The 26464-nt window shown below is 51.8% G+C and carries 22 protein-coding genes; 13 read left to right on the top strand and 9 right to left on the bottom strand.

What is annotated here, in order from left to right:
- The first annotated feature begins 77 nt into the window (after positions 1–77).
- The gene (gene rraB, locus VJY99_RS00890; protein ID WP_324115443.1) at positions 78–503 is read left to right on the top strand and encodes a ribonuclease E inhibitor RraB; all 426 of its coding nucleotides are present in this window, start codon (positions 78–80) and stop codon (positions 501–503) included.
- 56 nt (positions 504–559) lie between these two features.
- Positions 560–1327: a tRNA isopentenyl-2-thiomethyl-A-37 hydroxylase MiaE gene (miaE, locus tag VJY99_RS00885; RefSeq protein WP_324115441.1), complete on the top strand. Its 768-nt coding sequence runs from the start codon at positions 560–562 to the stop codon at positions 1325–1327.
- Positions 1328–1365: 38 nt separating this feature from the next.
- Here the strand turns inward: miaE and VJY99_RS00880 are convergent, their stop codons facing one another.
- The 4 genes from VJY99_RS00880 to pepA all read right to left on the bottom strand — a co-directional run bounded on the left by VJY99_RS00880 (position 1366) and on the right by pepA (position 6905).
- A complete protein-coding gene (locus VJY99_RS00880; protein ID WP_324115439.1) occupies positions 1366–1869 on the bottom strand; it encodes a GNAT family N-acetyltransferase in 504 nt (167 codons plus the stop codon).
- A 135-nt stretch (positions 1870–2004) separates the two neighbouring features.
- Positions 2005–4860 carry a valine--tRNA ligase gene (locus VJY99_RS00875; RefSeq protein WP_324115437.1) on the bottom strand — a complete coding sequence of 952 codons (2856 nt, stop codon included), beginning with the start codon at positions 4858–4860 and terminating at the stop codon, positions 2005–2007.
- Between the two features lie 6 nt (positions 4861–4866).
- Positions 4867–5325 (bottom strand): DNA polymerase III subunit chi, encoded by a 459-nt coding sequence (locus tag VJY99_RS00870; protein ID WP_324115435.1) that lies wholly within the window; start codon positions 5323–5325, stop codon positions 4867–4869.
- Between the two features lie 68 nt (positions 5326–5393).
- Positions 5394–6905 carry a leucyl aminopeptidase gene (gene pepA, locus VJY99_RS00865; protein ID WP_324115433.1) on the bottom strand — a complete coding sequence of 504 codons (1512 nt, stop codon included), beginning with the start codon at positions 6903–6905 and terminating at the stop codon, positions 5394–5396.
- 275 nt (positions 6906–7180) lie between these two features.
- Between pepA and lptF the strand changes: the two genes are divergently transcribed.
- The 3 genes from lptF (at position 7181) to VJY99_RS00850 (ending at position 11318) form a co-directional block, all read left to right on the top strand.
- Positions 7181–8284 carry an LPS export ABC transporter permease LptF gene (gene lptF, locus VJY99_RS00860; RefSeq protein ID WP_324115431.1) on the top strand — a complete coding sequence of 368 codons (1104 nt, stop codon included), beginning with the start codon at positions 7181–7183 and terminating at the stop codon, positions 8282–8284.
- Positions 8285–9364, top strand: a complete 1080-nt coding sequence (lptG, locus tag VJY99_RS00855; RefSeq protein WP_324115429.1) for an LPS export ABC transporter permease LptG — start codon at positions 8285–8287, stop codon at positions 9362–9364.
- Positions 9365–9674: 310 nt separating this feature from the next.
- Positions 9675–11318, top strand: coding sequence for a glycerone kinase (locus tag VJY99_RS00850; protein ID WP_324115427.1), 1644 nt, complete (start codon positions 9675–9677; stop codon positions 11316–11318).
- Between the two features lie 101 nt (positions 11319–11419).
- Here the strand turns inward: VJY99_RS00850 and VJY99_RS00845 are convergent, their stop codons facing one another.
- Entirely contained in the window at positions 11420–11920 is a 501-nt protein-coding gene (locus VJY99_RS00845) for a M48 family metallopeptidase (protein WP_324115425.1), read from the bottom strand.
- 208 nt (positions 11921–12128) lie between these two features.
- Between VJY99_RS00845 and rlmG the strand changes: the two genes are divergently transcribed.
- A complete protein-coding gene (gene rlmG, locus VJY99_RS00840) occupies positions 12129–13265 on the top strand; it encodes a 23S rRNA (guanine(1835)-N(2))-methyltransferase RlmG (RefSeq protein WP_324115423.1) in 1137 nt (378 codons plus the stop codon).
- A gap of 141 nt (positions 13266–13406) precedes the next feature.
- On the opposite strand, the gene VJY99_RS00835 is transcribed toward rlmG, so the two are convergent.
- On the bottom strand, positions 13407–15425 hold the full coding sequence (locus tag VJY99_RS00835) for an NADPH-dependent 2,4-dienoyl-CoA reductase (RefSeq protein ID WP_324115421.1): 2019 nt from the start codon (positions 15423–15425) through the stop codon (positions 13407–13409).
- A 465-nt stretch (positions 15426–15890) separates the two neighbouring features.
- Between VJY99_RS00835 and VJY99_RS00830 the strand changes: the two genes are divergently transcribed.
- Positions 15891–17297, top strand: a complete 1407-nt coding sequence (locus tag VJY99_RS00830; RefSeq protein WP_414641551.1) for a carbohydrate porin — start codon at positions 15891–15893, stop codon at positions 17295–17297.
- Positions 17298–17403: 106 nt separating this feature from the next.
- On the opposite strand, the gene lsrK is transcribed toward VJY99_RS00830, so the two are convergent.
- Positions 17404–18984 carry an autoinducer-2 kinase gene (lsrK, locus tag VJY99_RS00825; protein WP_324115418.1) on the bottom strand — a complete coding sequence of 527 codons (1581 nt, stop codon included), beginning with the start codon at positions 18982–18984 and terminating at the stop codon, positions 17404–17406.
- A 40-nt stretch (positions 18985–19024) separates the two neighbouring features.
- The gene (lsrR, locus tag VJY99_RS00820; protein ID WP_324115416.1) at positions 19025–19996 is read right to left on the bottom strand and encodes a transcriptional regulator LsrR; all 972 of its coding nucleotides are present in this window, start codon (positions 19994–19996) and stop codon (positions 19025–19027) included.
- A gap of 231 nt (positions 19997–20227) precedes the next feature.
- On the opposite strand from lsrR, the gene lsrA reads away from it, so the two are divergent.
- The 6 genes from lsrA to lsrG are packed head-to-tail and all read left to right on the top strand — an operon-like array spanning position 20228 to position 25951.
- The gene (gene lsrA / locus VJY99_RS00815; RefSeq protein WP_324115463.1) at positions 20228–21709 is read left to right on the top strand and encodes an autoinducer 2 ABC transporter ATP-binding protein LsrA; all 1482 of its coding nucleotides are present in this window, start codon (positions 20228–20230) and stop codon (positions 21707–21709) included.
- Positions 21706–22737 carry an autoinducer 2 ABC transporter permease LsrC gene (gene lsrC / locus VJY99_RS00810; protein ID WP_324115415.1) on the top strand — a complete coding sequence of 344 codons (1032 nt, stop codon included), beginning with the start codon at positions 21706–21708 and terminating at the stop codon, positions 22735–22737. Before lsrA ends, lsrC begins: the two co-directional genes overlap by 4 nt.
- Positions 22738–23739, top strand: a complete 1002-nt coding sequence (gene lsrD, locus VJY99_RS00805; RefSeq protein ID WP_324115413.1) for an autoinducer 2 ABC transporter permease LsrD — start codon at positions 22738–22740, stop codon at positions 23737–23739.
- Between the two features lie 2 nt (positions 23740–23741).
- On the top strand, positions 23742–24761 hold the full coding sequence (lsrB, locus tag VJY99_RS00800) for an autoinducer 2 ABC transporter substrate-binding protein LsrB (RefSeq protein ID WP_324115411.1): 1020 nt from the start codon (positions 23742–23744) through the stop codon (positions 24759–24761).
- Between the two features lie 9 nt (positions 24762–24770).
- Positions 24771–25661, top strand: a complete 891-nt coding sequence (gene lsrF / locus VJY99_RS00795) for a 3-hydroxy-5-phosphonooxypentane-2,4-dione thiolase (protein WP_324115410.1) — start codon at positions 24771–24773, stop codon at positions 25659–25661.
- Positions 25658–25951 (top strand): (4S)-4-hydroxy-5-phosphonooxypentane-2,3-dione isomerase, encoded by a 294-nt coding sequence (lsrG, locus tag VJY99_RS00790; protein WP_324115407.1) that lies wholly within the window; start codon positions 25658–25660, stop codon positions 25949–25951. Before lsrF ends, lsrG begins: the two co-directional genes overlap by 4 nt.
- Before the next feature lie 57 nt (positions 25952–26008).
- On the opposite strand, the gene VJY99_RS00785 is transcribed toward lsrG, so the two are convergent.
- Positions 26009–26464: TOBE domain-containing protein (locus tag VJY99_RS00785; RefSeq protein ID WP_324115404.1), on the bottom strand; the 456-nt coding region annotated here is incomplete at its 5' end.

The following is a 26464-nucleotide window of genomic DNA, read 5'->3' as shown; positions in this document are numbered from 1 at the left end:
TTTAGCGGGAAAGGTGGAGGCAAACTCAGCCGTGTGTGAAAATAGAAGTATCTGCCTACAAAATTGAGGAAAGGGCCATGGCAAATCCAGAACTGCTGGAAGAGCAACGCGAAGAGACGCGTTTGATTATTGAAGAATTACTGGAAGACGGCAGCGATCCTGACGCGCTGTACACTATCGAACATCACCTTTCCGCAGACGATTTCGAAACTCTTGAAAAAGCCGCTGTTGAAGCCTTCAAAATGGGCTACGAAGTGACTGACCCAGAAGAGCTGGAAGTGGAAGAGGGTGACACGGTTATCTGCTGCGACGTGTTGAGCGAATGTGCGTTGAAAGCCGAGCTGCTGGATGAGCAGGTTGAACAGCTGCTGAACCTCGCCGAGAAATTCGGTGTGGATTATGACGGTTGGGGCACTTACTTCGAAGACCCGAACGGTGAAGAGGGTGAAGAAGGTGATGACGAAGATTCATTAGATGAAGATGACGACGGCGTACGCCACTAATCTCTTCAGTGCAGCGGCGTCATGCCGCTGCACATCAAGGAAAGACAACCTCCATTATGAACTACCCGCAACTCCTCTCTCCGGTACTCAATTTCCTGCACTGCCCAACGCCTGACGCGTGGATCGAAAAAGCCAAACAGCCAGAGTATCTACCCCTGTTGCTGACTGACCATTTGGTGTGCGAACTTAAAGCGGCGCAAACCGCGATGTTTTTGATTCGCAAATATGTCGCGGATAGCAGTAGTGCTCAAACGCTACTCGACTGGCTAAAACCCTACGAAGATTTCACCTTCCGTGAAGGTAAAGAACCTGATTTTATCGCGCTGCATAAAAGCCTGAGTAAAAGCGTGATGCCAAAAACGGAAAACGTCTGGGGCCAGCAACTCATCGACAGTATGGTTTTGTTGATTAAAGAGGAATTACACCACTTCTGGCAGGTGCGCGAGATCATGCTCGCCCGCAACATTCCCTACGTAAAAATGACCGCCAGTCGTTATGCAAAAGGTTTGCTTAGCCAAACGCGAACCCATGAGCCAGTGATGCTGGTGGATAAATTGATTTGTGGTGCGTATATCGAGGCGCGATCGTGTGAGCGTTTTGCCGCGCTGGCACCACATCTGGATGATGAGCTGCAAAAATTCTATTTGTCACTGTTGCGTTCAGAAGCCCGGCATTATCAGGATTATTTAGCCTTAGCGGAGAAAATAGCGGGTGGAGATATCAGTGACCGAGTGCGTTTCTTTGGTGAGGTAGAAGCGGCTTTAATTAGCAGCCCGGATAGTGAGTTTCGTTTTCACAGCGGCGTACCCATCACGGCTATTTGAACGTCATAGCAGGCGAGTCAGCACTCGCCTTATTTCGCTTACAGGGATTTGAGCATCCGCACTTCGCAATCCACATGTCCGGTACAACCAAGCGGCTCAGAAATATGTTCAAAGCCCAGACGCTCATACAGCGCAATGGCTTCTGTCAGAAACGCCGTGGTTTCCAAATAGCAGAGTTTAAAGCCTTCTTCACGGGCAAAGTCCATCGCCTGCAAAGCCAGACGTTTTGCCAGACCTTTGCCTCGCACCACTGGCAGGAAATACATCTTCTGCAATTCGCAAACATTTGGCTCGCTGCAGGTTAATGGCGCAACACCACCACCACCGACCACTTTACCGTCCAGTTCTACAATCCAGAATGCATGTCCAGGTTTGCTATAAACCTGGAACAATTCATCCAAATTAGGATCGGCCACGGTATAGCCTTTATCAGCAGTTAAACCATATTCAGCAGAGACTTCGCGGATAACACGCGCGATAGCCGCATTGTCATAGGCGGTTATCCGGCGCAGCGCGATTTCAACCGGAGCAGCAAGATTCATAATTGGGCTCGTGTTCCTTTAAACATATATTGCGAGTTAATAGCACTCCCTCGGAAAGGGTGCAAGAGTGAGCTTTTCAATCATTCATAAAAAAGGCCAGGAAATTTCCCGGCCTTTTACTTTCAGCGAAACGAATTACAGTGCGGCGATTGTCGCTTTCTGTTCAGTCAGTTTCACTTTTGCTTCGCCACATGCAGCCAAACGTTCACGTTCTTTTGCGACAACGGCTTCTGGCGCGCGCGCCACAAAACCTTCGTTGGACAGCTTGTTTTCGATGGAGGTAATTTCCACATCCAACTTGGCCATCTCTTTGTCCAAACGGGCAAGTTCAGCGGCTTTATCCACCAGGCCTGCCATTGGGATCAGCAGTTCTGCACCCTCGATAATTTTGGTCACGGAAACCGGACCTTTATCATCAGCAGGCAGCAGAGTGATGCTTTCCAGACGCGCCAGGTTTTGCAGGAAGGTACGGTTCGCATTGACACGACGTTCCGCTTCCGCGCTCACATTACGCAGCAGGATTGGCAGCAGTTTGCCCGGAGAAATGTTCATCTCAGCACGAACGTTACGCACAGCGGTGATAGCCAGCTTCAGCCACTCGGTATCTGCAAACGCAGCTTCATCGTCCTGCGCGCTGTTATACGCCGGGAACGGTTGCAGCATGATGGTATCTTCGGTGATGCCTTTGAAGGTTTTCACGCGCTGCCAGATGGTTTCAGTGATGAATGGAATGATCGGATGTGCAAGACGCAGCAGACCTTCCAGCACGTTAATCAGCGTATTACGCGTGCCGCGCAGTTCCGCTTCAGTACCACTGTTCATGACCGGTTTAGTCAGCTCCAGATACCAGTCACAGAACTGGTTCCAGGTGAATTCATACAGAATGTTGGCAGCGATATCAAAGCGATAGCTGTCCAGCGCTTCACGATACGCTTTCACTGTGCGGTTGAATTCAGCCAGAATCCACCTGTCCGCCAGCGACAGAACCAGTTCGCCGCCGTTAAAGCCGCAATCCTGCTCTTCGGTATTCATCATCACGAAACGGCTGGCGTTCCACAGCTTGTTACAGAAGTTACGGTAACCTTCCAGGCGCTTCATATCCCAGTTGATATCGCGACCGGTAGAGGCCAGAGCTGCCAGCGTAAAGCGCAGTGCATCGGTGCCGTGTGGCTCGATACCGTTCGGGAATTGCTTCTCGGTACGTTTGCGGATTTTCTCAGCCAACTGCGGCTGCATCATGTTACCGGTACGCTTCTCAAGTAGGTCTTCCAGGGAAATACCGTCAACCATATCCAGTGGATCGATAACGTTACCCTTGGACTTGGACATTTTCTGCCCTTCGTCGTCGCGGATAAGACCGGTCATGTAAACGGTTTTAAACGGAACCTGTGGCTTGCCGTCTTCGTCTTTGATGAAGTGCATGGTCAGCATGATCATGCGCGCAATCCAGAAGAAGATGATGTCGAAGCCACTGACCATGACGCTGGTCGGGTGGAAGGTGCGCAGTGCTTCGGTGTTCTCAGGCCAACCGAGAGTGGAGAACGTCCACAGGCCGGAGGAGAACCACGTGTCCAGCACGTCTTCGTCCTGGTTTAGCACCACGTCGTCGCCAAGATTGTTTTCAGCACGAACTTCCGCTTCGTCACGACCCACGTAGACGTTGCCTTCGGCATCGTACCAAGCCGGGATGCGGTGGCCCCACCACAGTTGACGAGAAATACACCAGTCCTGAATATCGCGCATCCAGGAGAAGTACATGTTTTCGTATTGCTTTGGCACGAACTGAATGTCGCCTTGCTCAACAGCTTCAACCGCGACTTTCGCCAGCGGAGCCGTGCGCACGTACCATTGGTCGGTCAGCATCGGTTCGATAACTACGCCGCCACGGTCGCCGTAAGGAACGGTCAGATCGTGTGGTTTGATCTCTTCCAGCAGACCCATTTCATCGAACACCGCGACCACAGCTTTACGTGCGGCAAAACGTTCCAATTTCTGGAATTGAGCGGGGATCTCGGTTGCGTAAACGGTAGATTCTTCACCGTTGGTATCAAACACTTCTGCCGCTTCACGGATATCACCGTCGAAGGTCAGGATGTTGATCATTGGAAGCTGGTGACGACGACCTACTTCATAGTCGTTAAAGTCATGCGCAGGCGTGATTTTTACACAGCCAGTGCCTTTTTCCATGTCAGCGTGTTCATCGCCAACGATAGGAATGCGGCGGTTAACCAGCGGCAGTACCAGGAATTTGCCAATCAGATCTTTGTAACGCGGATCTTCTGGGTTCACTGCCACACCAGTATCACCGAGCACGGTTTCTGGACGCGTAGTAGCGACAACCAGGTAATCTTTGCCATCAGCGGTTTTCGCGCCATCAGCCAGCGGATAACGCAGGTGCCACATCGAACCTTTGGACTCGCGGTTTTCTACTTCCAGATCGGAGATAGCGGTACGCAGTTTCGGGTCCCAGTTTACCAGGCGCTTGCCACGATAAATCAGGTCTTCTTTGTACAGGCGAACGAACACTTCTTTCACCGCGTTGGACAGCCCTTCGTCCATGGTGAAGCGTTCACGCTCCCAATCTACGGAGTTGCCAAGACGACGCATCTGACGGGTGATGGTGCCACCAGACTCTGCCTTCCACTGCCAGATTTTCTCGATAAAGGCGTCGCGACCATAGTCGTGGCGTGTTTTACCTTCTTCGGCGGCAATTTTGCGCTCGACGACCATCTGGGTCGCGATGCCGGCGTGGTCAGTCCCCGCCTGCCACAGGGTGTTTTTACCCTGCATGCGCTGGTAACGAATCATGGTATCCATGATCGTCTGCTGGAAGGCGTGACCCATATGCAAGCTGCCGGTAACGTTCGGCGGCGGGATCATGATGCAGAAGCTTTCCTGGCTGGTGTCGCCATTTGGCTTAAAGTAGCCCTGCTGTTCCCAGTGCTCGTAAAGCGGCTGTTCGATATCTTGCGGGTTATATGTCTTTTCCATTGTCTGCTATGTCGTTCCCGGCGGGGTATGAGTCGCCGTAGTCAAGTGGAAACCAGCAACGCGATACGCCTTATAGCGATCACGGGCCAGTTGTTTCTGGGATTCTTCGTAAGGTACGAAGTCTATCACTTCATGGAAAGCGGTGGCAAAATCTGCGAACTGTGGCAACAGGCTAATCAGCACATCGCGTGGTGAACTCCCACGTCGCTGCGGCCAGGCCAATTCTACCGGAGCACCATAACGCGGGCCTTCACCGGCAAGATTATGCGGTACAAACGCGTGTGCGTCGCGCTGCCATAGTGCTTCATCCAGACGGATAGCTTGTTGTTCATCAACACAAGCAATCAGCAGGCGTTTTCCTGCACGAAAGCTTTCTGCCGCCAGTTCACACACCAACGCTTCAACGGCACTCAGATCCCCGCAGGGCGTGTCATTGTCGAGCAGGTAGAACGTCGCGTTTTTCATTAGGCCAGCTTTTTATTGGTAATGGTGTTACCCCTCTCTCGTCAGTGAGAGAGAGGTAGGGTGCTAAATCAATCTTCGCCGTTAAACCCTGAACGGTTCAACAGGAATTGTGACAATAACGCCACTGGACGACCGGTAGCACCTTTGGCTTTACCTGAACGCCAGGCCGTACCTGCGATATCCAGGTGAGCCCAGTTGTACTTACGGGTAAAGCGTGACAGGAAGCAAGCCGCAGTAATTGCGCCACCCGGACGGCCACCGATGTTTGCCATGTCAGCAAAATTGGATTCCAACTGATCCTGGTACTCATCAGCAATCGGCAGACGCCACGCACGGTCACCCGCTTGTTCGGACGCGCCGATCAGTTCGTGTGCCAGCGGGTTGTGGTTAGACATCAAACCGGTGATGTGATGACCAAGCGCAATCACACATGCGCCGGTCAGCGTCGCGACATCGATAACCACATCTGGCTCGAAGCGTTCAACATAGGTCAACACGTCACACAGTACCAGACGGCCTTCGGCATCAGTGTTCAGCACTTCGACCGTTTGACCGGACATCGTCGTCAGCACATCGCCTGGACGATAAGCACGTCCACCCGGCATGTTCTCACAGCCTGCCAGCACGCCAATCACGTTTATCGGCAGGTTAAGTTCTGCAACCATGCGCATAACACCGTACACAGAAGCTGCGCCGCACATGTCGTATTTCATCTCATCCATGCCTTCGGCTGGTTTGATGGAAATACCGCCGGAATCGAACGTTAGGCCTTTACCGACCAGCACGATTGGGCGCACATCCGGTGAGTCATTACCTTTGTATTCGATAACCGACATCAGCGATTCATTCTGGGAACCATCACCGACCGCGAGGTAGGAGTGCATGCCCAGTTCTTTCATCTGCTGCTCGCCGATAACACGAGTGACCACATTTTTGCTGAAAGAATCTGCCAACTGGCGCGCTTGCGAAGCCAGGTATGCCGCGTTACAGATGTTTGGTGGCATATTGCCAAGATCTTTTGCCGCTTTAATACCAGCAGCAATGGCCAGACCATGCTGGATGGCGCGCTCGCCACTGGTCAATTCGCGACGGGTTGGCACGTTAAAGACCATTTTACGTAGCGGACGACGTGGCTCGCTTTTGTTGGTCTTCAACTGATCAAAGCTATACAAAGACTCTTTTGCCGTTTCCACAGCCTGGCGTACTTTCCAGTATGTGTTACGGCCTTTAACGTGCAGTTCGGTCAGGAAGCAAACAGCTTCCATGGAGCCTGTATCATTTAACGTGTTGATCGTTTTCTGGATAACTTGCTTATACTGACGCTCGTCCAGTTCACGTTCTTTGCCACATCCAATCAGCAGAATACGCTCTGAGAGCACGTTCGGAACATGGTGAAGCAATAAAGTTTGACCGGGTTTTCCCTCGAGCTCACCACGACGTAACAAGGCGCTGATGTAGCCATCGCTGATTTTATCGAGTTGTTCTGCGACCGGGGACAGGCGACGCGGTTCAAAGACTCCCACAACGATGCAGGCACTACGCTGTTTCTCGGGACTACCGCTTTTTACACTGAACTCCATGCACTACGCTCCTGAATCTTAAAGACAACGACGGTGGCTACAGCTAGAATTGCAAGCTTGCGTAACTCATGTCCGCGGTTGCGATGACTTCGTGTTAATCTTACGAGTATGTTTTTACTGTTTTGGCGACGTCAATTAAATCACCCTTAGCCAGAAACATGCCGAGCTAATTAATCTTAGCGATGTTTTCGACGATTCAAGAGAATAAATGACGTATAAGCGATGAAACAAGCAATTTTCCTGCAAAAAGACTCGTTTTCACAGGCGTATTTAATGTGATTATCATAAGATATCTGGTTCGGGAGACGTTCAAAAGCCAACTTGCGATCCTCTTTATCCTGCTGCTGATTTTCTTTTGTCAGAAGCTGGTCAGGATCCTTGGAGCGGCGGTTGACGGTGACATTCCGACAAACCTTGTTTTATCTCTGCTAGGACTGGGTGTGCCTGAAATGGCGCAACTTATCCTGCCTCTTAGCCTTTTCCTTGGGCTACTCATGACGTTTGGCCGGCTGTATACCGAAAGCGAAATCACGGTAATGCATGCCTGTGGCTTGAGTAAAGCGGTGCTGATCAAAGCTGCAATGATCCTCGCACTCTTTACTGGCGCAGTTGCTACCGTCAACGTGATGTGGCTCGGTCCATGGTCTTCGCGTCATCAGGATGAAGTGCTGGCAGAAGCCAAAGCGAACCCGGGCATGGCGGCTCTTGCTCAAGGGCAATTCCAGCAAGCGACCGATGGCAACTCAGTGCTGTTTATCGAGAGCGTCAACGGTTCAAGTTTCAACGATGTGTTCCTTGCGCAATTGCGCCCGAAAGGGAACTCACGTCCATCCGTTGTCGTGGCCGATTCCGGACATTTATCACAGCGGTCAGATGGCTCCCAGGTGGTGACGCTCAATACCGGTACTCGTTTTGAAGGCACCGCACTGCTGCGTGACTTCCGTGTCACGGATTTCCTCGATTACCAGGCGATTGTTGGGCACCAGAAGGTAGCACTTGATCCCGATGACTCCAGTCAGATGTACATGCGTGCTTTGTGGGCAAGCGATGCGCCTAATACCCGAGCTGAATATCACTGGCGTCTCACGCTGGTTTTGACGGTATTTATCATGGCGCTGATGGTTGTTCCACTGAGTGTGGTGAACCCACGACAAGGTCGTGTGCTTTCGATGTTGCCAGCCATGTTGCTGTATTTGGTGTTCTTCCTGCTTCAGACCTCCCTGAAATCGAATGCGGCGAAGGGGAAAATCGACCCAATGTTCTGGATGTGGTTGGTTAACCTGGTCTATTTTGCCATCGCAGTTGTGCTCAATGTGTGGGATACGGTGCCGATGCGCCAGCTACGTGCACGCTTTAGCAAAACACGAGGAGCGGCATAAATGTTTGGTGTTCTCGACCGTTATATCGGTAAAACCATCTTCACCACCATCATGATGACGCTGTTCATGCTGGTGTCGTTGTCGGGCATTATTAAGTTTGTCGACCAGTTAAAAAAGGCTGGGCAGGGCAGCTATTCGGCGATGGGAGCCGGGATTTATACCGTCCTCAGTATTCCAAAAGACATTCAGATATTCTTCCCGATGGCCGCACTTCTTGGTGCGTTATTGGGGCTGGGAATGCTGGCCCAGCGTAGTGAGTTGGTGGTCATGCAAGCCTCCGGTTTTACCCGCATGCAAATTGCATTGTCAGTCATGAAAACGGCGATTCCGCTGGTGTTGCTGACGATGGCTATTGGCGAATGGGTGGCACCGCAAGGTGAACAGATGGCGCGTAACTACCGTGCGCAACAGATGTACGGCGGTTCTTTGTTGACTACCCAGCAAGGTTTATGGGCAAAAGATGGCCATAGCTTTGTTTATATCGAACGTGTGAAAGGTAACAACGATCTCGCAGGCGTTAGCATCTATACCTTTACGAAAGAACGACGCCTGGAATCAGTGCGCTATGCCGCGTCTGCCCAATACGATGTGGAGCACAAAATATGGCGATTATCTCAGGTTGATGAATCTAATCTCAGCGACCAGAAACAAATTACCGGCTCACAGACTGTCAGCGGTGAGTGGAAAACAAACCTCTCCCCAGACAAACTGGGCGTGGTGGCACTCGACCCGGATGCGCTATCGATTAGCGGCCTGCACAACTATGTGAAGTACCTTAAAGCCAGCGGACAAGATGCAGGGCGTTATCAGCTCAATATGTGGAGCAAAATCTTTGCGCCGCTCTCTGTCGCGGTAATGATGTTGATGGCACTGTCGTTCATCTTCGGCCCGCTGCGTAGTGTGCCGATGGGGGTGAGAGTCGTCACCGGTATCAGTTTTGGTTTTGTATTCTATGTACTCGACCAAATCTTTGGCCCGCTGAGCCTGGTGTACAGCATCCCGCCGATTTTGGGAGCGTTGCTGCCAAGTGCCACTTTCTTTTTAATCAGTCTTTGGCTGATGATGAAGCGCTCCGGCTAATACCCTTCGCCCTTCAGCATGCAGGGTTGTTGGCTGCTCTCGTTCACCCGAATCACTTACTTGAGTAAGCTCATCGGGATTCATTCGATTGCCGCCTACCTGCATGTTGAGGTCGCTCGGGCCTGAGTTCAAATGTTGAATATTAGCGCCTACGCCCACCCATAATACCTTCATCTACCGCAACAGAGTCGCCTTTTGCTGGCGGTGCATTTTGCCGTTCACCCGCAGTTTGAATACCTTGCACCGGTTTGCGACATCTCTCGCAGCAAAGACTATGCTTTGCATATGTACGACTTATTATTGGGAAGCTATGTCCAAATTCTTCTTTAATGACCGCAATCAAATGGTCAGTGATGCCATTGAAGGGATCATCATCAGTTCTCGTTTTCGCAATTTGACCCGCTTAGATACCGATCCCGCCATTCGTGTGGTGGTACGCAAGGACTGGAACAAAAGCAAAGTTGCGGTTATTTCAGGCGGTGGCTCGGGTCATGAACCGGCTCACGCAGGTTTTGTCGGCAAAGGGATGCTAACCGCGGCGGTCTGCGGAGACCTGTTTGCTTCGCCAAGCGTGGATGCGGTATTAAACGCGATTGTGGCGGTCACGGGTGATCGAGGTTGTTTGCTTATCGTCAAAAACTACACTGGCGATCGTCTCAATTTCGGGCTTGCCGCGCAGAAGGCCAAAAAACACGGCCTGAAAGTGGAGATGGTTATCGTGGGTGACGATATTTCGCTGCCCGATAACAAACAACCTCGTGGGATTGCCGGAACGGTACTGGTGCACAAAATTGCGGGCTTTGCCGCAGAGCAGGGGAAGTCTTTGGGTGATGTTCGAGACATCGCGCAAAGTGCCTGTGACAGCATTGCCAGCATGGGTGTCGCTATGCAAACCTGCAATCTGCCGGATCAAAATGAGGTAGAAGGGCGCATCAAAAGCGGGCATGTCGAGTTAGGGCTGGGGATTCACGGCGAACCTGGTGCCAGCACGCTGGAGAGCCAAAATAGCCAGAAGATGATTGCTACGCTGGTGAAACATTTGCGGAAAAAAACCGGCAGTGACGCAAGGCTCGCGGTGATGATTAACAATCTTGGCGGTGTTTCATCTCTGGAAATGGCCATCCTCACCAAAGAGTTGGCGCATTCAGAATTAAAGGATCAAATCGACTATTTGATTGGCCCAGCTCCGCTGGTCACCGCACTGGATATGAAAGGGTTTTCACTGTCCGCCATTGTACTCAATGATAAATTTATCAAAGCATTGCAGGCAGATGTTGAAACGGCTGGGTGGTGTCCTTTGGTGAAGTTCCACGCAATGCCAATAAAAAAACACAGAGTAATACGTATAGAATCATCGGTGAAACCGTCGGAAAACGCAGACGTCAAATCGTTGGTTGTAAGCATCACGCGCACGCTCATTGAGCAAGAAAAAGCGTTGAATGCGCTGGATGCGAAAGTGGGGGATGGTGATACCGGCTACACGTTTGCACAAGGTGCGAGAGATATTGCGCAGCTCAATGAGGACGGCAAACTGCCACTCAATGATAGCGCTGCATTGCTGGAGTTAATCGGGGAACGCCTGGCGACGGTGATGGGGGGCTCAAGCGGCGTACTGATGTCTATTTTCTTCACGGCGAGTGGGCAAAAAATGGCTAAAAAGCAGACGCTCGTGGATGCTCTGTTGTTTGGCCTTGCACAGATGAAACGCTACGGTGGTGCAGATCTTGGTGATCGCACATTAATTGATGCGTTGCAGCCTGCGTTAGAAGCGCTAAAAAATAGTGACTTGAATGCGGCTGTGAAAGCCGCACAAAAGGGAGCAGAAGCCACCGCGCAGATGGAAAAAGCCAACGCGGGACGCTCGTCGTATGTGAATAGCAAGAACCTAAAAGGAGTGAAAGATCCTGGTGCTGTCGCCATTGCGGCGGTATTTGCAGGCCTGGAAAAGCGATAGCATCTTTCACCAGATAATATGTCTGATGGCGCTTCGCTTATCCGATCTACGGTCTGTGATTCTGTAGGGTGGATAAGCGCCAGCGTCATCCACCCTTTCTTTTAAGCCTGCCCGCTTAGCGCCATCTGTGTCAGCCAAAGCCGGGTATCAAACTCCAGTTGGTGATATTGCGGCTCCATATGGCAGCACAGAGAGTAAAACGCTTTGTTGTGATCTTTCTCTTTCAGGTGCGCGAGTTCGTGTACCACTATCATGCGCAAAAAGGCCTCTGGCGCATTTTTAAATACTGTCGCCACACGAATCTCAGCCTTGGCTTTTAACTTGTTTCCCTGAACGCGTGATACCGCAGTGTGTAAACCCAACGCATTATTTAGCACATGAATTTTGCTGTCGTAAGCCACTTTATTGATCGGTGGAGCATTACGCAGATACTGGCTTTTAAGGTCCTGCGTCCAGGCATAGAGCGCTTTATCCGTGGTGATGTTATGTGTATCTGGATACCGTTTTTGCAGCACTTCCCCCAGACGTTGTTCTGCAATCAGAGTCCGAACCTGGGAGAGTAAATGCTCTGGGTAGCCCTGTAGATAAGTTAATTTGCTCATTCGTTCTCTCTGCTCGTCATCTTTCAAAAGTCAGCGGTGGTAACTGCGCTCATTCACCCCAGCCACTGACTCATGTAAGTTCCTGGGGGATTCTCTCTCTTGCATCTTGCTGTCTTTTGAAAGCTATTGAGCAGTTTGAGGGAAAAAGAAGGTATACTCACGCCCCCATTCGGGGATTACGCCGAAATTTTACCATCCAGGAGGGCCGATGAGCCAATTAGACAACGGTTTCCGTTCACTGACACTAAAACGTTTTCCAGAAACGGATGATGTTAACCCACTACAGGCGTGGGAAGCTGCGGATGACTACTTACTGCAGCAACTGGACGAAATCGAAATCAGTGGCCCGGTCCTGATTTTTAACGATAATTTCGGGGCGCTTTCTTGCGTGCTGGCTGAACACAAGCCGTATAGCATCAGCGACTCGTATCTTAGCGAACTGGCTATCCGTGAGAATTTACGTGAGAACGGTATCGTTGAATCCAGCGTCACGTTCCTTGATAGCACTGCAAAATATCCACAGGCACCGGCAGTCGTTCTGATTAAGATCCCTAAAACGCTGGCGCTGCTGGAACAACAGCTACGCGCACTGCGTCATGTAGCGACGCCAGAAACACGCATTATTGCGGGTGCAAAAACGCGTGATATTCACAACTCTACTATCGAGTTGTTTGAAAAGATCCTTGGACCGACCACGACCACACTGGCCTGGAAAAAGGCGCGTCTCATCAACTGTACTTTCAATGCACCGGCAGTGAAAGAAACCGCAGAAACCCTGAGCTGGAAACTGGAAGGCACACCGTGGACCATTCATAACCACGCGAACGTCTTTTCCCGTACCGGCCTGGATATCGGCGCGCGTTTCTTCATCGAGCATTTGCCGGAAAATCTGGAAGGTGAGATTGTCGATTTAGGTTGTGGTAATGGCGTGATTGGCCTGACCCTGCTGGAAAAGAACCCAGAAACCAAAGTGGTATTTGTTGATGAATCACCGATGGCCGTTTCGTCCAGCCGCCTGAATGTTGAAACCAACATGCCAGAAAATCTGGAACGTTGTGAGTTTATGATTAACAACGGGCTGTCGGGCGTTGAGCCATATCGTTTTAATACGATTCTGTGCAACCCACCGTTCCATCAGCAGCACTCACTGACTGACCAGGTTGCATGGGAGATGTTCCACCATGCGCGTCGTTGCCTGCAAAATGGCGGTGAGCTATACATCGTTGCTAACCGCCACCTGGACTACTACCACAAACTGAAGAAGATCTTCGGTAACTGCGATACGGTTGCCACCAACAAGAAATTTGTGGTGCTGAAGGCTGTGAAGCTGGGCCGTATCCGCTAGAGCCGACCCACCAGGGCTATTTTATTTGCCATTTTGGACCCGGACAGTGCTTAAAATCCTCACGTACTACGTGTACGCTCCGGTTTTTCCACGCTGTCCTGGCCCAAACTGTCTGCAACAATGACGCCTACTGGATTGGCTCTAAATTTCCAGAGCTAAACGGGTGCCCTGCTCAATTGCGCGCCGGGCATCCAGTTCCATCGCTACATCTGCACCACCAATCAAATGTAATGTTTTGCCCAGTTCGTTCAATGGCTCAACCAGCCCACGACGCGAATCTTGCCCGGCGCAAATAATCACGTTATCCACTTGCAGCGTTTGTGGCTCACCGCCGACCGTGATGTGCAGACCTTCATCGTCAATACGTTCGTAAGTCACCCCCGCCAACATTTTGACACCGCGCGCCAGAAGTGTGGTGCGATGTATCCATCCGGTAGTTTTCCCCAGGCCCTCACCGGGTTTACTGGTTTTGCGCTGCAGCATCACAATCTGGCGTGGGCTTTTATGCAGATGAGCGCCTTCAGGACGTAAACCTCCCGGATGCTGCAGGCTGGTGTCGATACCCCATTCCACACAAAAATCGGCAATATTCTGGCTGGTGGATTCCCCTTCCTGGCTTAAATACATCGCGGTATCAAAGCCAATACCGCCAGCACCGATAATCGCAACGCGGTCCCCCACAGGTGCTTTCTCACGCAATACATCGATATAACTCAAAACCTTAGGATGTGAGATGCCCTCGATAAGCGGTAAACGTGGCTCGATACCGCAGGCGAGAATAATCTCATCGAAGGCTTCGAGCATGGGGGCTGTGACGTATTGATTCAGACAAACCTCCACGCCGGTCAGATCAAGCATGCGGCGGTAATAGCGCAGCGTTTCGTAAAACTCCTCTTTCCCAGGGATCTGCTTGGCGATATTAAACTGGCCGCCGATTTCTGAGGCGGCATCAAATAATGTCACTTTGTGGCCACGCGCTGCGGCATTAATGGCAAAGGCCAGGCCCGCAGGACCCGCACCGATGACCGCCAGATTTTTATGCACCCTCGCTGGGACAATCGGCATTTTGGTTTCATGGCAGGCGCGTGGGTTGACCAGGCATGAGGTCACTTTGCCGAGGAATATCTGATCCAGGCACGCCTGGTTACAGCCGATGCAGGTGTTGATTTCATCTTCGCGCCACTGCTGGGCTTTGGAAACAAACTCCGCGTCGGCGAGGAAGGGCCGCGCCATTGACACCATATCAGCGTCGCCATCGGCAATGATATTTTCAGCGGTGCGTGGATCGTTAATGCGGTTGGTGGTCACCAGTGGAATAGAGACCAGGCCTTTGAGTTTGCGTGTCACCCAGCTAAATGCGCCACGCGGAACCGGTGTGGCAATGGTCGGAATTCTCGCCTCATGCCAGCCGATACCGGTGTTAATGAGTGTGGCACCGGCTTTTTCTATGGCTTTAGCCAGCTGTACGGTTTCTTCGAACGTGCCACCGCCGTCGACCAAATCCAGCATCGACAAGCGATAGATGATAATAAAATTCGCGCCAACTTTTTCGCGCACCGCCCGAACGACTTCTATCGCAAAACGCATGCGTCGTGGGTAATCGCCGCCCCATTCGTCATCGCGCTGATTTGTTCTTGCCGCCAAAAACTGATTAATCAAGTAGCCTTCGGAACCCATGATTTCGACGCCGTCGTATCCGGCAAGCTGTGCAAGGCTCGCACACTGGGCAAAATCTTCAATCAAGGTCAGGATTTCTTCATGGCTCAAGGCGTGGGGTTTAAAACGGTTAATCGGTGCCTGAATAGCCGATGGGGCGACAGGGTTTGGCTGGTAGCTGTACCGCCCGGTGTGCAAGATTTGCAGGGCTATTTTCCCGCCTTCGTTGTGCACCGCATCGGTGACAACCTGATGATGGGCAAGCTGGCTGACATTATTGAGTACCGCGCCGCTTTCCACGCCAACGCCTGAAGGTGAGGGGGCGACACCGCCAGTGACAATCAGCGCAACGCCGTGGCGTGCGCGTTCGGCGTAAAATGCCGCTAAACGATCAGCACCTTTCGGGTGTTCCTCAAGTCCGGTGTGCATCGAACCCATCAGCACACGGTTTTTAAGCTGGGTGAAACCCAAGTCTAGCGGGGCAAACAGCGACGGATAGCTCATATTTTTTTCCTGCAGGGTCATTATTATTATGTGGTCGGATGAGTTAGTAATTTAGCGGGCTGTGGCGCTTATGGGAAAAAGGGATTAAATGATTGTGACGGGATTCAAAGTTCTTCAGTTTTCTTGCTCACACCTCCAACATTTACGACTGCGACGTTGAATGATGAATTCACGTTTTCCAGTTCATTAAATTCACGAAAAAGATGTGTTGATATTATATATCAGTAGAAATACATATTTTATATAAATGTATTAAGCCGGGTTTTTTATATTTTAAGAATAAGATTGTGATGCGGCTAATATATTGGGTATTTACCTGTGTGGCGAAAAATTAAAGTTGTTATGTTCTTATTGAATACTATTTGTAAATAAATATTGTCGGGTTAATCACCATTGGTGATGTGTTTGCTTAATACATTGCCTGGGGCTATTTTATAATGAATATTATAAGGACATAGGATGTGTATAAAAATAAAAACGCTGGCGCTCTTTGTTAGTGCGATGTTATCAACAGGGGCAATAGCGTCAACACAGCAAAGTGCACTTGAACAACGCCTCAATCAATTAGAACAACGCTTACAAGCCGCAGAACAACGGGCCTCTAGTGCCGAAGCGGAAATTCAACAGCTTAAATCTCAACCTTCGCCGCCACAGGCTATTGCAACTGCAACTACAACTGCACCCGTTGCGGTGGTGAGTGAACAATCAGTTAATACTACAACCGATAATCAGTCGCCAAAATTAACATTAAGCGGTTATGGCGATTTAAAAATATATGGTGATGTGGAATTTAACATGGATGCGGCCAGTCGCAGTAATGGCCTGACTTCCGTACGCCACAGCGCGAATACAGACTGGGCAAATGGGAATAATGAACGTTGGGATATTAATGGCCGTATTCTGCTCGGTTTTGACGGTTATAGGCGCATGCAAAATGGTAATTTCGCCGGATTCACTGTGCAACCGTTAGCCGATTTAAGCGGCAAAATGAATCTTGATGATGCGGCTTTCTTCTTTGGTCATGAGAACGACTGGAAGGTGAAAGTGGGCCGTTTCGAAGCCTACGATATGTTCCCGCTTAACCAGGATACTTTTGTCGAGTATTCAGGTAACACCGCCAATGATCTCTATGGTGATGGTTACGGCTACATCTACATGATGAAAGAAGGGCGCGGGCGAAGCGATACCGGTGGCAATTTCACTCTGAGCAAAAATATCGACAACTGGTACTTTGAGCTCAATACCCTGCTGGAAAACGGCACTTCGATGTATCAGGACAAGTCATATCACGGCAATGAAATGGTCAACGACAAAAACGTCGCTTACCTGCGCCCTGTTATTGCATGGTCAAAAGACAGTATCTCGGTCGCCGCCGCGATGGAAGCGCAAGTCGTGGATAACGCATACGGTTATGAAGGTGCAGATGGTCAAACGGTAGACCAATCAAGCCGTACTGGCTATGGCCTGACCATGACGTGGAACGGGATGAAAAACAACCCGGATAACGGAGTTGTGGCAAGTCTCAGTACTGCCTATATGGACGCCGCCGATGAAACCGACTTCACCGCAGGGGTGAACGCCCTGTGGCAGAACTTTGAACTTGGCTATATCTACGCGCATAACGATATCGATAAGTTTGATGTCACCAATGCGATTGAGAACTGCGATAACGACTGCTGGATTACCAACGCTGGCACCTATGATATCAATACCATTCACTCTTCATATCTGTTCCCGAACGTGATGGGAATGAAGAACTTTAATATCTATCTTGGGACTTATGTGTCGTGGGTCGATGCGGATAATGACGCCAGCGAAGACAGCGACAACACCCGTTACGGTGGCCGCGTAAGATTCAAATATTACTTCTGATTGGAAACATATACCCAAAATAATCCGAGTTGTGAGCAGGCGCGCATACGTGGCCAACGCACCCACAACTTGAAGTATGATGGGTATCAACGCCTTCACCCTAATCCTAAGGGTGAGGGCGCATCACCAGCCCTGGTGCCTGCCACATTGACGTCGTCAAACCACTATCAACCAGGGTTAACTGGTCGGCATAGACCTTCATCCATTTGCGTTTCATCTCATCATATAGATCGCGATGCGCAAGGTTGGGTGTAAATTCGCGCTGCCATTGCACCAGTCGCTCGCCCGTATCCGCCAGATTGTTAAACAACCCCGCACCGACGCCTGCAGCAATCGCACAACCGAGCGCTGTCGCTTCCTTGACGACCGGCACACGCACAGGTAAGCCCGTCACGTCACTTAAAATCTGGCTCCACAACGCACCTTTTGACCCGCCACCGGCAAACACCAACGACTCAAAGTGAATGCCCGAAAATCCGGAGATCTGCTCAAGATTGCAAGCCGACACAATCGCCGCGTTCTCTTCGAGTGCCCTAAACAGCGTGGCTTTGTTGCACTTTTCGGGATCGATTGAGAGGTTAATAAACGACGGTGCCGCGTGATACCACTGCTTGAAATGCATGGCGTCCGAGAATATCGGCATCACGCCGTGCGAGCCTGCCGGAACGCGTGCGGCCATATCTTCGAGCAGCGCATAAGTGTCGACACCCAGCCTTTCGGCGAGCAGCTTTTCTTCAGCGCAAAATGCATCACGGAACCAGCGCATCGTTAGGCCTGTGAAAAAACTGATAGATTCTGCCTGCACCATATTGCCGATAACGTGGGGGTTCACGCGGATGTTCATCTCCGGATCAGTTTTGATAGCGGGCAGGTTCACGACTTGCTGCCAGAAGGTACCGCCCAATACCGCAGCTTGCCCGGCGCGAACCACACCAAGCCCGACACAGCCTAGTTGCACATCACCACCTCCCATCACCACTGGGGTTCCAGCGAGCAAACCGCTCTGTTGTGCGGCTTCTTGGGTGACCTGGCCGAGCACGGTACCGGTTTCTTTTACTGGAGAGAGAATATCAGCACGCAACCCCGCCATATCCAGTAGTGCGGGCTGCCAGTCGCGGGTCGATAAATCCAGCATGCCAGTGGTTCCGGCATTGGAAGGATCGACCGCCAGTTCACCACTGAGTTTGGCGGCCAGCCAGTCGCTTATCATCGTCACAGTAGCCGCCTGGCGATAAATATCGGGCCGATGATGCGCAAGCCACAGCAGACGCGGCATGGCGCTTAACGCCAGTGTCTGACCGGAAACATGGTAAACCTCGGATTCAAACTGGTTATCGTGGATCTCTTTAAGTTCGGTGACTTCACGGCTGGCGCGGGCATCAACGTTGGCACATGCCCAGATAGGTGTGCCATTCCGGTCATAAAGTACGATACCTTCGCGCATCGAACAGCAGGACACTGCGCTGATAGCACCTGGGGGGAGATGCGCTTTGTACAGCGCTTCGCGGATGCACTGGCAGGCAAGCTGCCAGTTGGTGATGAGGTCAAACTCCATCGAGCCGGGGACATCGGCCACACTCAAGTGTTTCCATTCCGCCTGGCCGACGGTTATCTGGTGGCCTGAAGTATCGAATATCACGGCGCGGATGCTGCCCGTTCCGGCGTCCAGTGCAAGTAAATAACTCATCGCCATTCCTCTTATGAGCGCAGTTGGCGACGAATCAGGTTTAATCCGCTAACGCCAGTATTGCCCGCGCAGTCTCTTCTTCCGTCACCAGGCCATTGATACGCTGACCTCGCAGTGCGGCATAAATCGCGTCCGCTTTGTCTGTCCCGCCCGCAACACCCACAATAGTGGGGAGATGCGCCAGGTCGTCGAGCGTCACGCCAAGTAATTCGCGGTGAATTTCCAATCCCTCCACCAGTTCGCCATCCGCTTGCAGGAAATAACCAAGAATATCGCCCACCGCACCTTTGCGGGCGTACATCAGTTGTTCGCCTTCGCTGATGTAACCGGAGCGCAAAATGGTGGCATCGCGCTTTTGGTTAATCGCACCAATCCCAACGACTGCGACATCAGCGGCAGTTGCGGCAAGAATCACATTGCGCACGCTCGATTCCATGCGCAAAATCTCCGCCACTTGCGGCGATGAAACCCGTAAAGGGGCGGGGATCATGCTGACACTACAAGCGGCATCTAATTGGCCGATGCCGGTCATGTATGGCCCGACACCGCCGGAAAGCGTCACCAGGCGAATTTGCTGTGAGCCAATGAACCCACTCAAATGTTGCAGGCAGTTCATGGTCGCTTCACCAAATCCCACCGCCAGTAATTGCCCCGGTTCCAGAATGCCCATCAGCGATTGAGCCGCGCCAATGCCCAAACGGGTATTCATCGGCGGCGTGTTGTGTGCCGGAAGGACGCGGGCGATTTTCAGGCCAAAACGCTGCTGCAACTGGGTTTCCAGTGCCAGACATCCTTCAAAACGGGAGTTAATCTGTACGCGAATCACTCCTGACTGACGGCCTTTTTCCAACAGACGAGAAATCTTTAAACGCGGCAAGCCGAGTCGCTCGCCAATATCATTCTGGGTTAACCCGTCGTGGTAGTAAGACCAGGCCACACGCGCCAGCAACTCTTCTTCTGCCATCGGCAAGGCGGCTAGCTTGCCTTCTTCTGCTGTTCGTTTATCGCTCATAGATGAACTCTTATTAAAATTTAGATCATATGTTCGAAAGTGCGGGATAAGAAAATGTGAAGCGCACGGCAAAAAGATCATTTTCAGATGCAAATGGTTTAGCTGATCTATTTAAAAATTTTGTGATCTCTGCCCTGTTGTAAATATAACCCTGCGTCTACGCTTTTGAACATTATTAATTCAATTTCTCTTTTGTTCAATTGTGGAGTGAAGATGCCCAACACCACCGCAATGCTGGAAGCTCACCAAATCAGCAAACAATTTTCAGGCGTGAGTGTCCTGAAAGGTATTGATTTTGCTCTGTATGCCGGGCAGGTCCACGCATTGCTGGGGGGGAACGGGGCAGGGAAGTCGACGCTGATGAAGATTTTCGCTGGTGTCGAAACCGCAGATAGCGGTGAACTGAAAGTCCACGGTAAAGCATTTGGGCGTCTTAAACCGGGGCAAGCGCATGAGCTGGGTATTTATCTGGTGCCGCAGGAACCGATGTTATTCCCCAATCTTACGGTGCGTGAAAACATTCTTTTTCGTCTACCGCGCCAAAGCGACATCGAACAACGGCTGCAAGAGAAAATGCGCCAACTCGAGTGCCAAATACCGCTCGGCGCCACCGCCAGCACGTTAGAAGTGGCCGATCAGCAAATGGTTGAGATCCTGCGCGGTTTAATGCGCGAGGCGAAGATCTTGATCCTTGATGAACCGACTGCCTCCCTCACACCGGGTGAAACCGAACGCCTGTTCCGTCAGATCCGATCGTTACAAAACCTCGGCGTCGGCATTGTTTTTATCTCGCACAAACTGCCCGAGATCCGCCAGATCGCCAGCCATATTTCGGTGATGCGTGACGGGGCGGTGGTACTGCAAGGCGAAACCTCGCAGCTATTGGATGAGCAGTTGATCAATGCCATGACGCCAGTCGACCGCAAACATACCCTGACCGATACGCAAAAACTGTGGCTGGCTCTGCCCGGTAATCGGCGTACCGAGCCGCAGGATTTTCCGGTATTGCGTGTGGAAGATCTCACCGGAGAAGGTTTTGTCGATCTCAGTTTTGAGTTGTACGCAGGTGAGATCGTCGGACTGGCGGGACTGGTCGGATCCGGACGCACGGAGTTAGCTGAAACGTTATATGGGCTGCGCCCTGTACGCGGTGGTCGCATCTATCTGGAAAACAGAGACATTAGCGGCGATCGCACGAAATCACGTCTCGATCGCGGGTTGATTTATCTGCCGGAAGACCGGCAAGTTTCAGGTCTTTTTCTGGATGCCCCGATTCGCTGGAATACCGTTGCGCTCAATGAGCCGAGTGTCTGGCAGCAAAGCAAACGGGAAGCCGCAGTGGTGGAGCGCTATCACCGGGCGTTGGGGATAAAACTTAATAATGCCGAGCAAACCGTGCGCACGTTATCTGGCGGCAATCAGCAAAAAGTTCTGTTAGCTCGTTGCCTGGAAGCCAATCCGTTGCTGCTGATAATCGATGAGCCCACGCGCGGAGTGGATGTTGCCGCGCGGGCGGATATTTATCAACTGATCAAAAGTGTAGCTGCGCAAAACGTCGCGGTGCTGATGATCTCATCCGATCTCGACGAGTTCAGTGGGCTTGCGGATCGTGTGCTGGTTATGCATCAGGGCGCGATGAACGGTGAATTACGCAAACCCTCGATAACGGTCGAAAGCATGATGAGCATGGCGTTTGGCGGAGGTAAAGCATGAAGAAATTGCTCCGTAACCGCGAATTGAGCGCACTCTTGGCGATCGTCGCCCTGTTTGCTGTGCTGGTGGCGCTCAATCATAGCTACTTCAGCTTACAAACCCTGAGCATGATCTTCACCAGTGCGCAGATCCTGATCCTGCTGGCTGTGGGCGCGACCATGGTGATGCTGACACGCAACATCGACGTTTCGGTAGGATCAACTGTCGGCTTATGTGCAATCGCCGTGGGTGTGGCGCTCAACAGTGGTTACGGGTTGCCGGCAGCGATGCTGTTTGCACTGCTGATTGGTGCAGTCGCAGGTTTCTTTAATGGTGTGTTAGTGGTGTGGCTACGTATTCCGGCGATTGTTGCAACACTTGGCACGCTCGGGCTTTATCGTGGCGGCATGCTGTTGTGGACGGGCGGTAAATGGATTGAAGGGCTACCCGCCAGCCTGAAAGCATTATCCGAACCGGTTGCATTAGGGGTTTCACCGCTGGGGTTTTTGGTGCTGATTCTGGTCGCGATTGCTACCTGGATGTTGGCTCGCACCGCTTTTGGGCGCGATTTCTACGCGGTGGGAGATAACCTCGCCGCCGCACGCCAGTTGGGTGTGGCGGTAAATCGCACCCGTCTGCTGGCGTTCACTTTTAACGGCATGTTGGCTGCCATCGCCGGAATTATCTTCGCTTCACAAATCGGTTTTGTGCCGAACCAAACCGGCAGTGGGCTTGAGATGAAAGCCATCGCCGCCTGCGTGCTGGGTGGCATTTCACTGCTCGGTGGTACAGGAACCGTGATGGGCGCATTCCTCGGCGCATTCTTCCTCACCCAAATCGATACCGTCTTAGTGCTGTTCAAACTCCCTGCCTGGTGGAATGACTTTATCGCCGGACTGGTTTTGCTTGGCGTGCTGGTGCTGGATGGGCGCTTGCGACAGGCGCTGGCTCGTCACCAACGGGCGCAGAAATACAGCCGCTTTGTACCGCCATTACCCGGTGCCAAAAACGTGCGGCAATTTCCCCGTAAGAAGAAGGATGTGGCGTAAATGAAGCTGAAACTTAACTGGGAAGTGGCGTTACTACTGATTCTGGTGGCGGAGATTTTGCTGTTTGGGGCAATCAATCCGCGCATGTTGGATATCAACATGCTGCTGCTTAGCACCAGTGATTTTATCTGTATCGGGATTGTGGCGCTGCCGTTGACGTTGGTGATTATTAGCGGTGGCATTGATATTTCCCTCGGCTCCACCATTGGCCTGTGCGCGATTGCGCTGGGCGTCATGTTGCAGGCGGGAATTCCAATTTCTCTGGCGGTGATCCTCACGCTCTTCGTCGGTTTGCTGTGCGGGTTGTTTAACGCAGCCCTGATTCACTACACCGGTATCAGCCCGCTGGTTATCACGCTGGGCACGTTGTACCTGTTCGGTGGTGCAGCTCTTCTGCTTTCTGGCATGGCGGATGCGACAGGTTATGAAGGCATCGGCGGTTTCCCTGACGCGTTTACTAATTTTTCTAATCTGACGCTGTTCGGCCTGCCCATCCCACTGGTGATGTTTGCCGTTATCACACTGCTGTTCTGGCTGCTGACTCATCGTGCGCGTTTTGGTCGCCACATTTTTCTGATTGGGCAAAATCCACGTGCTGCACGTTATGCGGCGCTGCCAGTTAACGGCTCGCTTTATGGCGTGTATGGCATGGTTGGGCTGGCCTCGGCGATGGCGGCGATTGTGCTGGTTTCTTACTTCGGTTCTGCGCGTTCTGATTTAGGCCGCGATTTATTAATGCCTGCATTAACGGCGGCGGTGCTGGGGGGGGCGAACATTTATGGCGGCTCCGGTTCGATTCTGGGAACCGCGCTGGCTGCGTTGTTGGTGGGGTATTTACAACAAGGTTTACAGATGGCTGGCGTGCCTAATCAGGTATCGAGTGCGTTGTCCGGTGCGCTGTTGATTGTGGTGGTCATTGGTCGTTCGGTGAGTTTGCATCGCGATTATCTACAGACGACGTGGCGTCGTTTGCGCGGTCACAAAAAACTAACGGGAGTTTGATTATGAAGCAGACAACAAAACGCGTTCTACAGCTCAGTGCATGGGCTCTGGCCTTTGGTGTGGTGAGTGCGCAAGCCGCCGACAGGATTGCTTTTATCCCAAAATTGGTGGGTGTGGGCTTCTTTACCAGCGGGGGTAACGGCGCGATGCAAGCGGGCAAAGACCTCGGTGTACCGGTGACCTACGATGGCCCAACTGAACCGAGCGTTTCCGGCCAGGTGCAGCTGATAAACAACTTCGTTAACCAGGGCTACAACGCGATTATTATCTCGGCAGTTTCCCCGGACGGCCTGTGCCCGGCACTGAAACGCGCCATGCAGCGCGGGGTGAAAGTACTGACGTGGGACTCTGACACCAAACCCGAGTGCCGCAGTATTTACATCAACCAAGGGACGCCGGAACAACTCGGCGGCATGCTGGTCGATATGGCCGCGAAACAGGTGACCAAACCTGCCGCTAAAGTCGCATTCTTTTACTCAAGCCCAACGGTTACCGATCAAAACCAGTGGGTGAAGGAGGCGAAGGCGAAAATTGCGAAGGATCATCCAGAGTGGGAAATTGTCACCACGCAGTTTGGCTACAACGATGCCACTAAATCACTGCAAACTGCCGAAGGGATCTTAAAAGCCTATCCGGATCTGGATGCGATCATCGCCCCTGATGCCAACGCGTTACCTGCCGCAGCACAGGCCGCAGAAAACCTGAAACGCACTAATGTCGCGATTGTCGGCTTCAGTACGCCAAACGTCATGCGCCCGTATGTTGAGCGCGGCACGGTGAAAGCCTTTGGCCTGTGGGATGTCGTTAAGCAGGGGGAAATTGCGGTCAACGTCGCAAATACCTTGTTGAAAAAGGGCGATCTTAACGTCGGTGACACTATCGACGTGGCGAAAATTGGCAGCCTGAAGGTTGAGCCTAACAGTGTGCAGGGCTACCAGTATGAAGCCAAAGGTAACGGGATTGTGCTGCTGCCAGAGCGTGTCATATTCACGAAAGACAACATCGGTAAATACGATTTCTGAGGGGGAAAAATGGCAGATCTTGACGATATCAGAGACGGCAAAGATTACGGCATTGGCCGCCCTCAGGAAAATAAAGCTTTCTACCTGAAAGGTAGCGGGGCGCTGGATTGGGGCATGCAGTCGCGGCTGGCGCGGATTTTCAATCCCGATACTGGGCGCACCGTCATGCTGGCGTTTGACCACGGTTATTTTCAGGGGCCGACGACTGGGCTTGAGCGCATAGATTTATCCATTGCACCGCTGTTTCACGAAACCGATGTGTTGATGTGCACGCGTGGTATTTTGCGCAGCGTAGTGCCTCCCGCGACCAACAAACCGGTGGTGTTGCGTGCCTCAGGTGGAAACTCGATTCTCAGCGAATTGTCGCGAGAAAGTGTCGCGGTCACCATGGAAGATGCACTGCGACTGAATGCTTGTGCCGTGGCGGCGCAGATTTATATCGGTAGTGAGTATGAGCACCAGTCGATCAACAACATCATTAAGCTGGTGGACGAAGGTACGCGCTATGGCATCCCAACGCTTGCCGTGACGGGAGTGGGCAAAGAAATGACGCGTGATGCTCGTTATTTCTCACTCGCCAGCCGTATCGCTGCCGAAATCGGTGCGCAATTTGTGAAAACCTACTTTGTCGAAGAGGGGTTCGAGAAAGTGGCTGCCAGTTGCCCAGTACCGATTGTTATCGCTGGAGGCAAGAAATTGCCAGAACAAGAGGCGTTGGATATGTGCTACCGCGCCATCGACCAGGGCGCATCAGGGGTGGATATGGGGCGCAATATCTTCCAGTCTGACGCACCGCTCGCCATGCTAAAAGCGGTGAAAAAGGTGGTACATGAAAACGTCTCTGCCCATGAGGCTTATCAGTTCTGGCTGGATGAAAAACACCATGGAGATAAGGCATGAACGTGACGCTGGTGGAAATCAACATTAAACCGGAGTGTGTCGATGATTTTATGGACGTGTTCCGCGCCAATCACGAAGGCTCAATCCAGGAGCCGGGTAATCTGCGTTTTGATGTGCTGCAAGACCCGGTTATCCCGACGCGGTTCTTTATCTACGAGGCCTATCAAAACGACGAAGCCGTACTGGCACACAAGCAAACGCCGCATTACCTCGCCTGCGTAGAAAAGCTGGATGGGATGATGTCGGAACCGCGTAAGAAGCGGAGTTTTGTGGGGCTGCTGCCGGGGTAGTTTTAGTTTTCCAGCCCCTCTCCCCAGCGCTCTGCTGGGGGAGAGGCTTAAAATCATCTATCTGGCTAAATTCACTCGTTTTCCCAACCCGTCAAACAAATGCAGATGTTGCTCATCAATGCTTAATGAAAGCGCATGCCGGGGTGGATAGTTAAGCTGCTGGAAAGATTTCAGACACAGGTTGTATTGTTCGAAAGCAAACCACACCAGCGTTGAATCCCCCTGTAATTCGCAAAGCCGCGTCGTGGCGTTAAAGCAGAAATCGCCTGAAGCATCTGGGCGGATATTCTCCGGGCGGATGGCAACAAACAGCTTATCGCCATCGCTAATGCCAAGGGGCTGGACGCACAACGGGAAGAACAACTCATTACTGAACTTCAGCCCTCCATTTTGCCAGGTCGCATTCAACAGATTGATTTTCGGCGTGCCGATAAACTCTGCAACGAACAGGTTGGCAGGTGAATTATAAAGCTCAAGCGGAGTGCCAATTTGCTCTATTTTCCCTTTGTAGAG

The sequence above is a fragment of the Buttiauxella sp. genome, from assembly GCF_035271705.1.
GTDB lineage: Bacteria > Pseudomonadota > Gammaproteobacteria > Enterobacterales > Enterobacteriaceae > Buttiauxella.
Note: the sequence above shows the minus strand (reverse complement) of the source record. Positions and strands in the feature narration are given on the sequence as shown.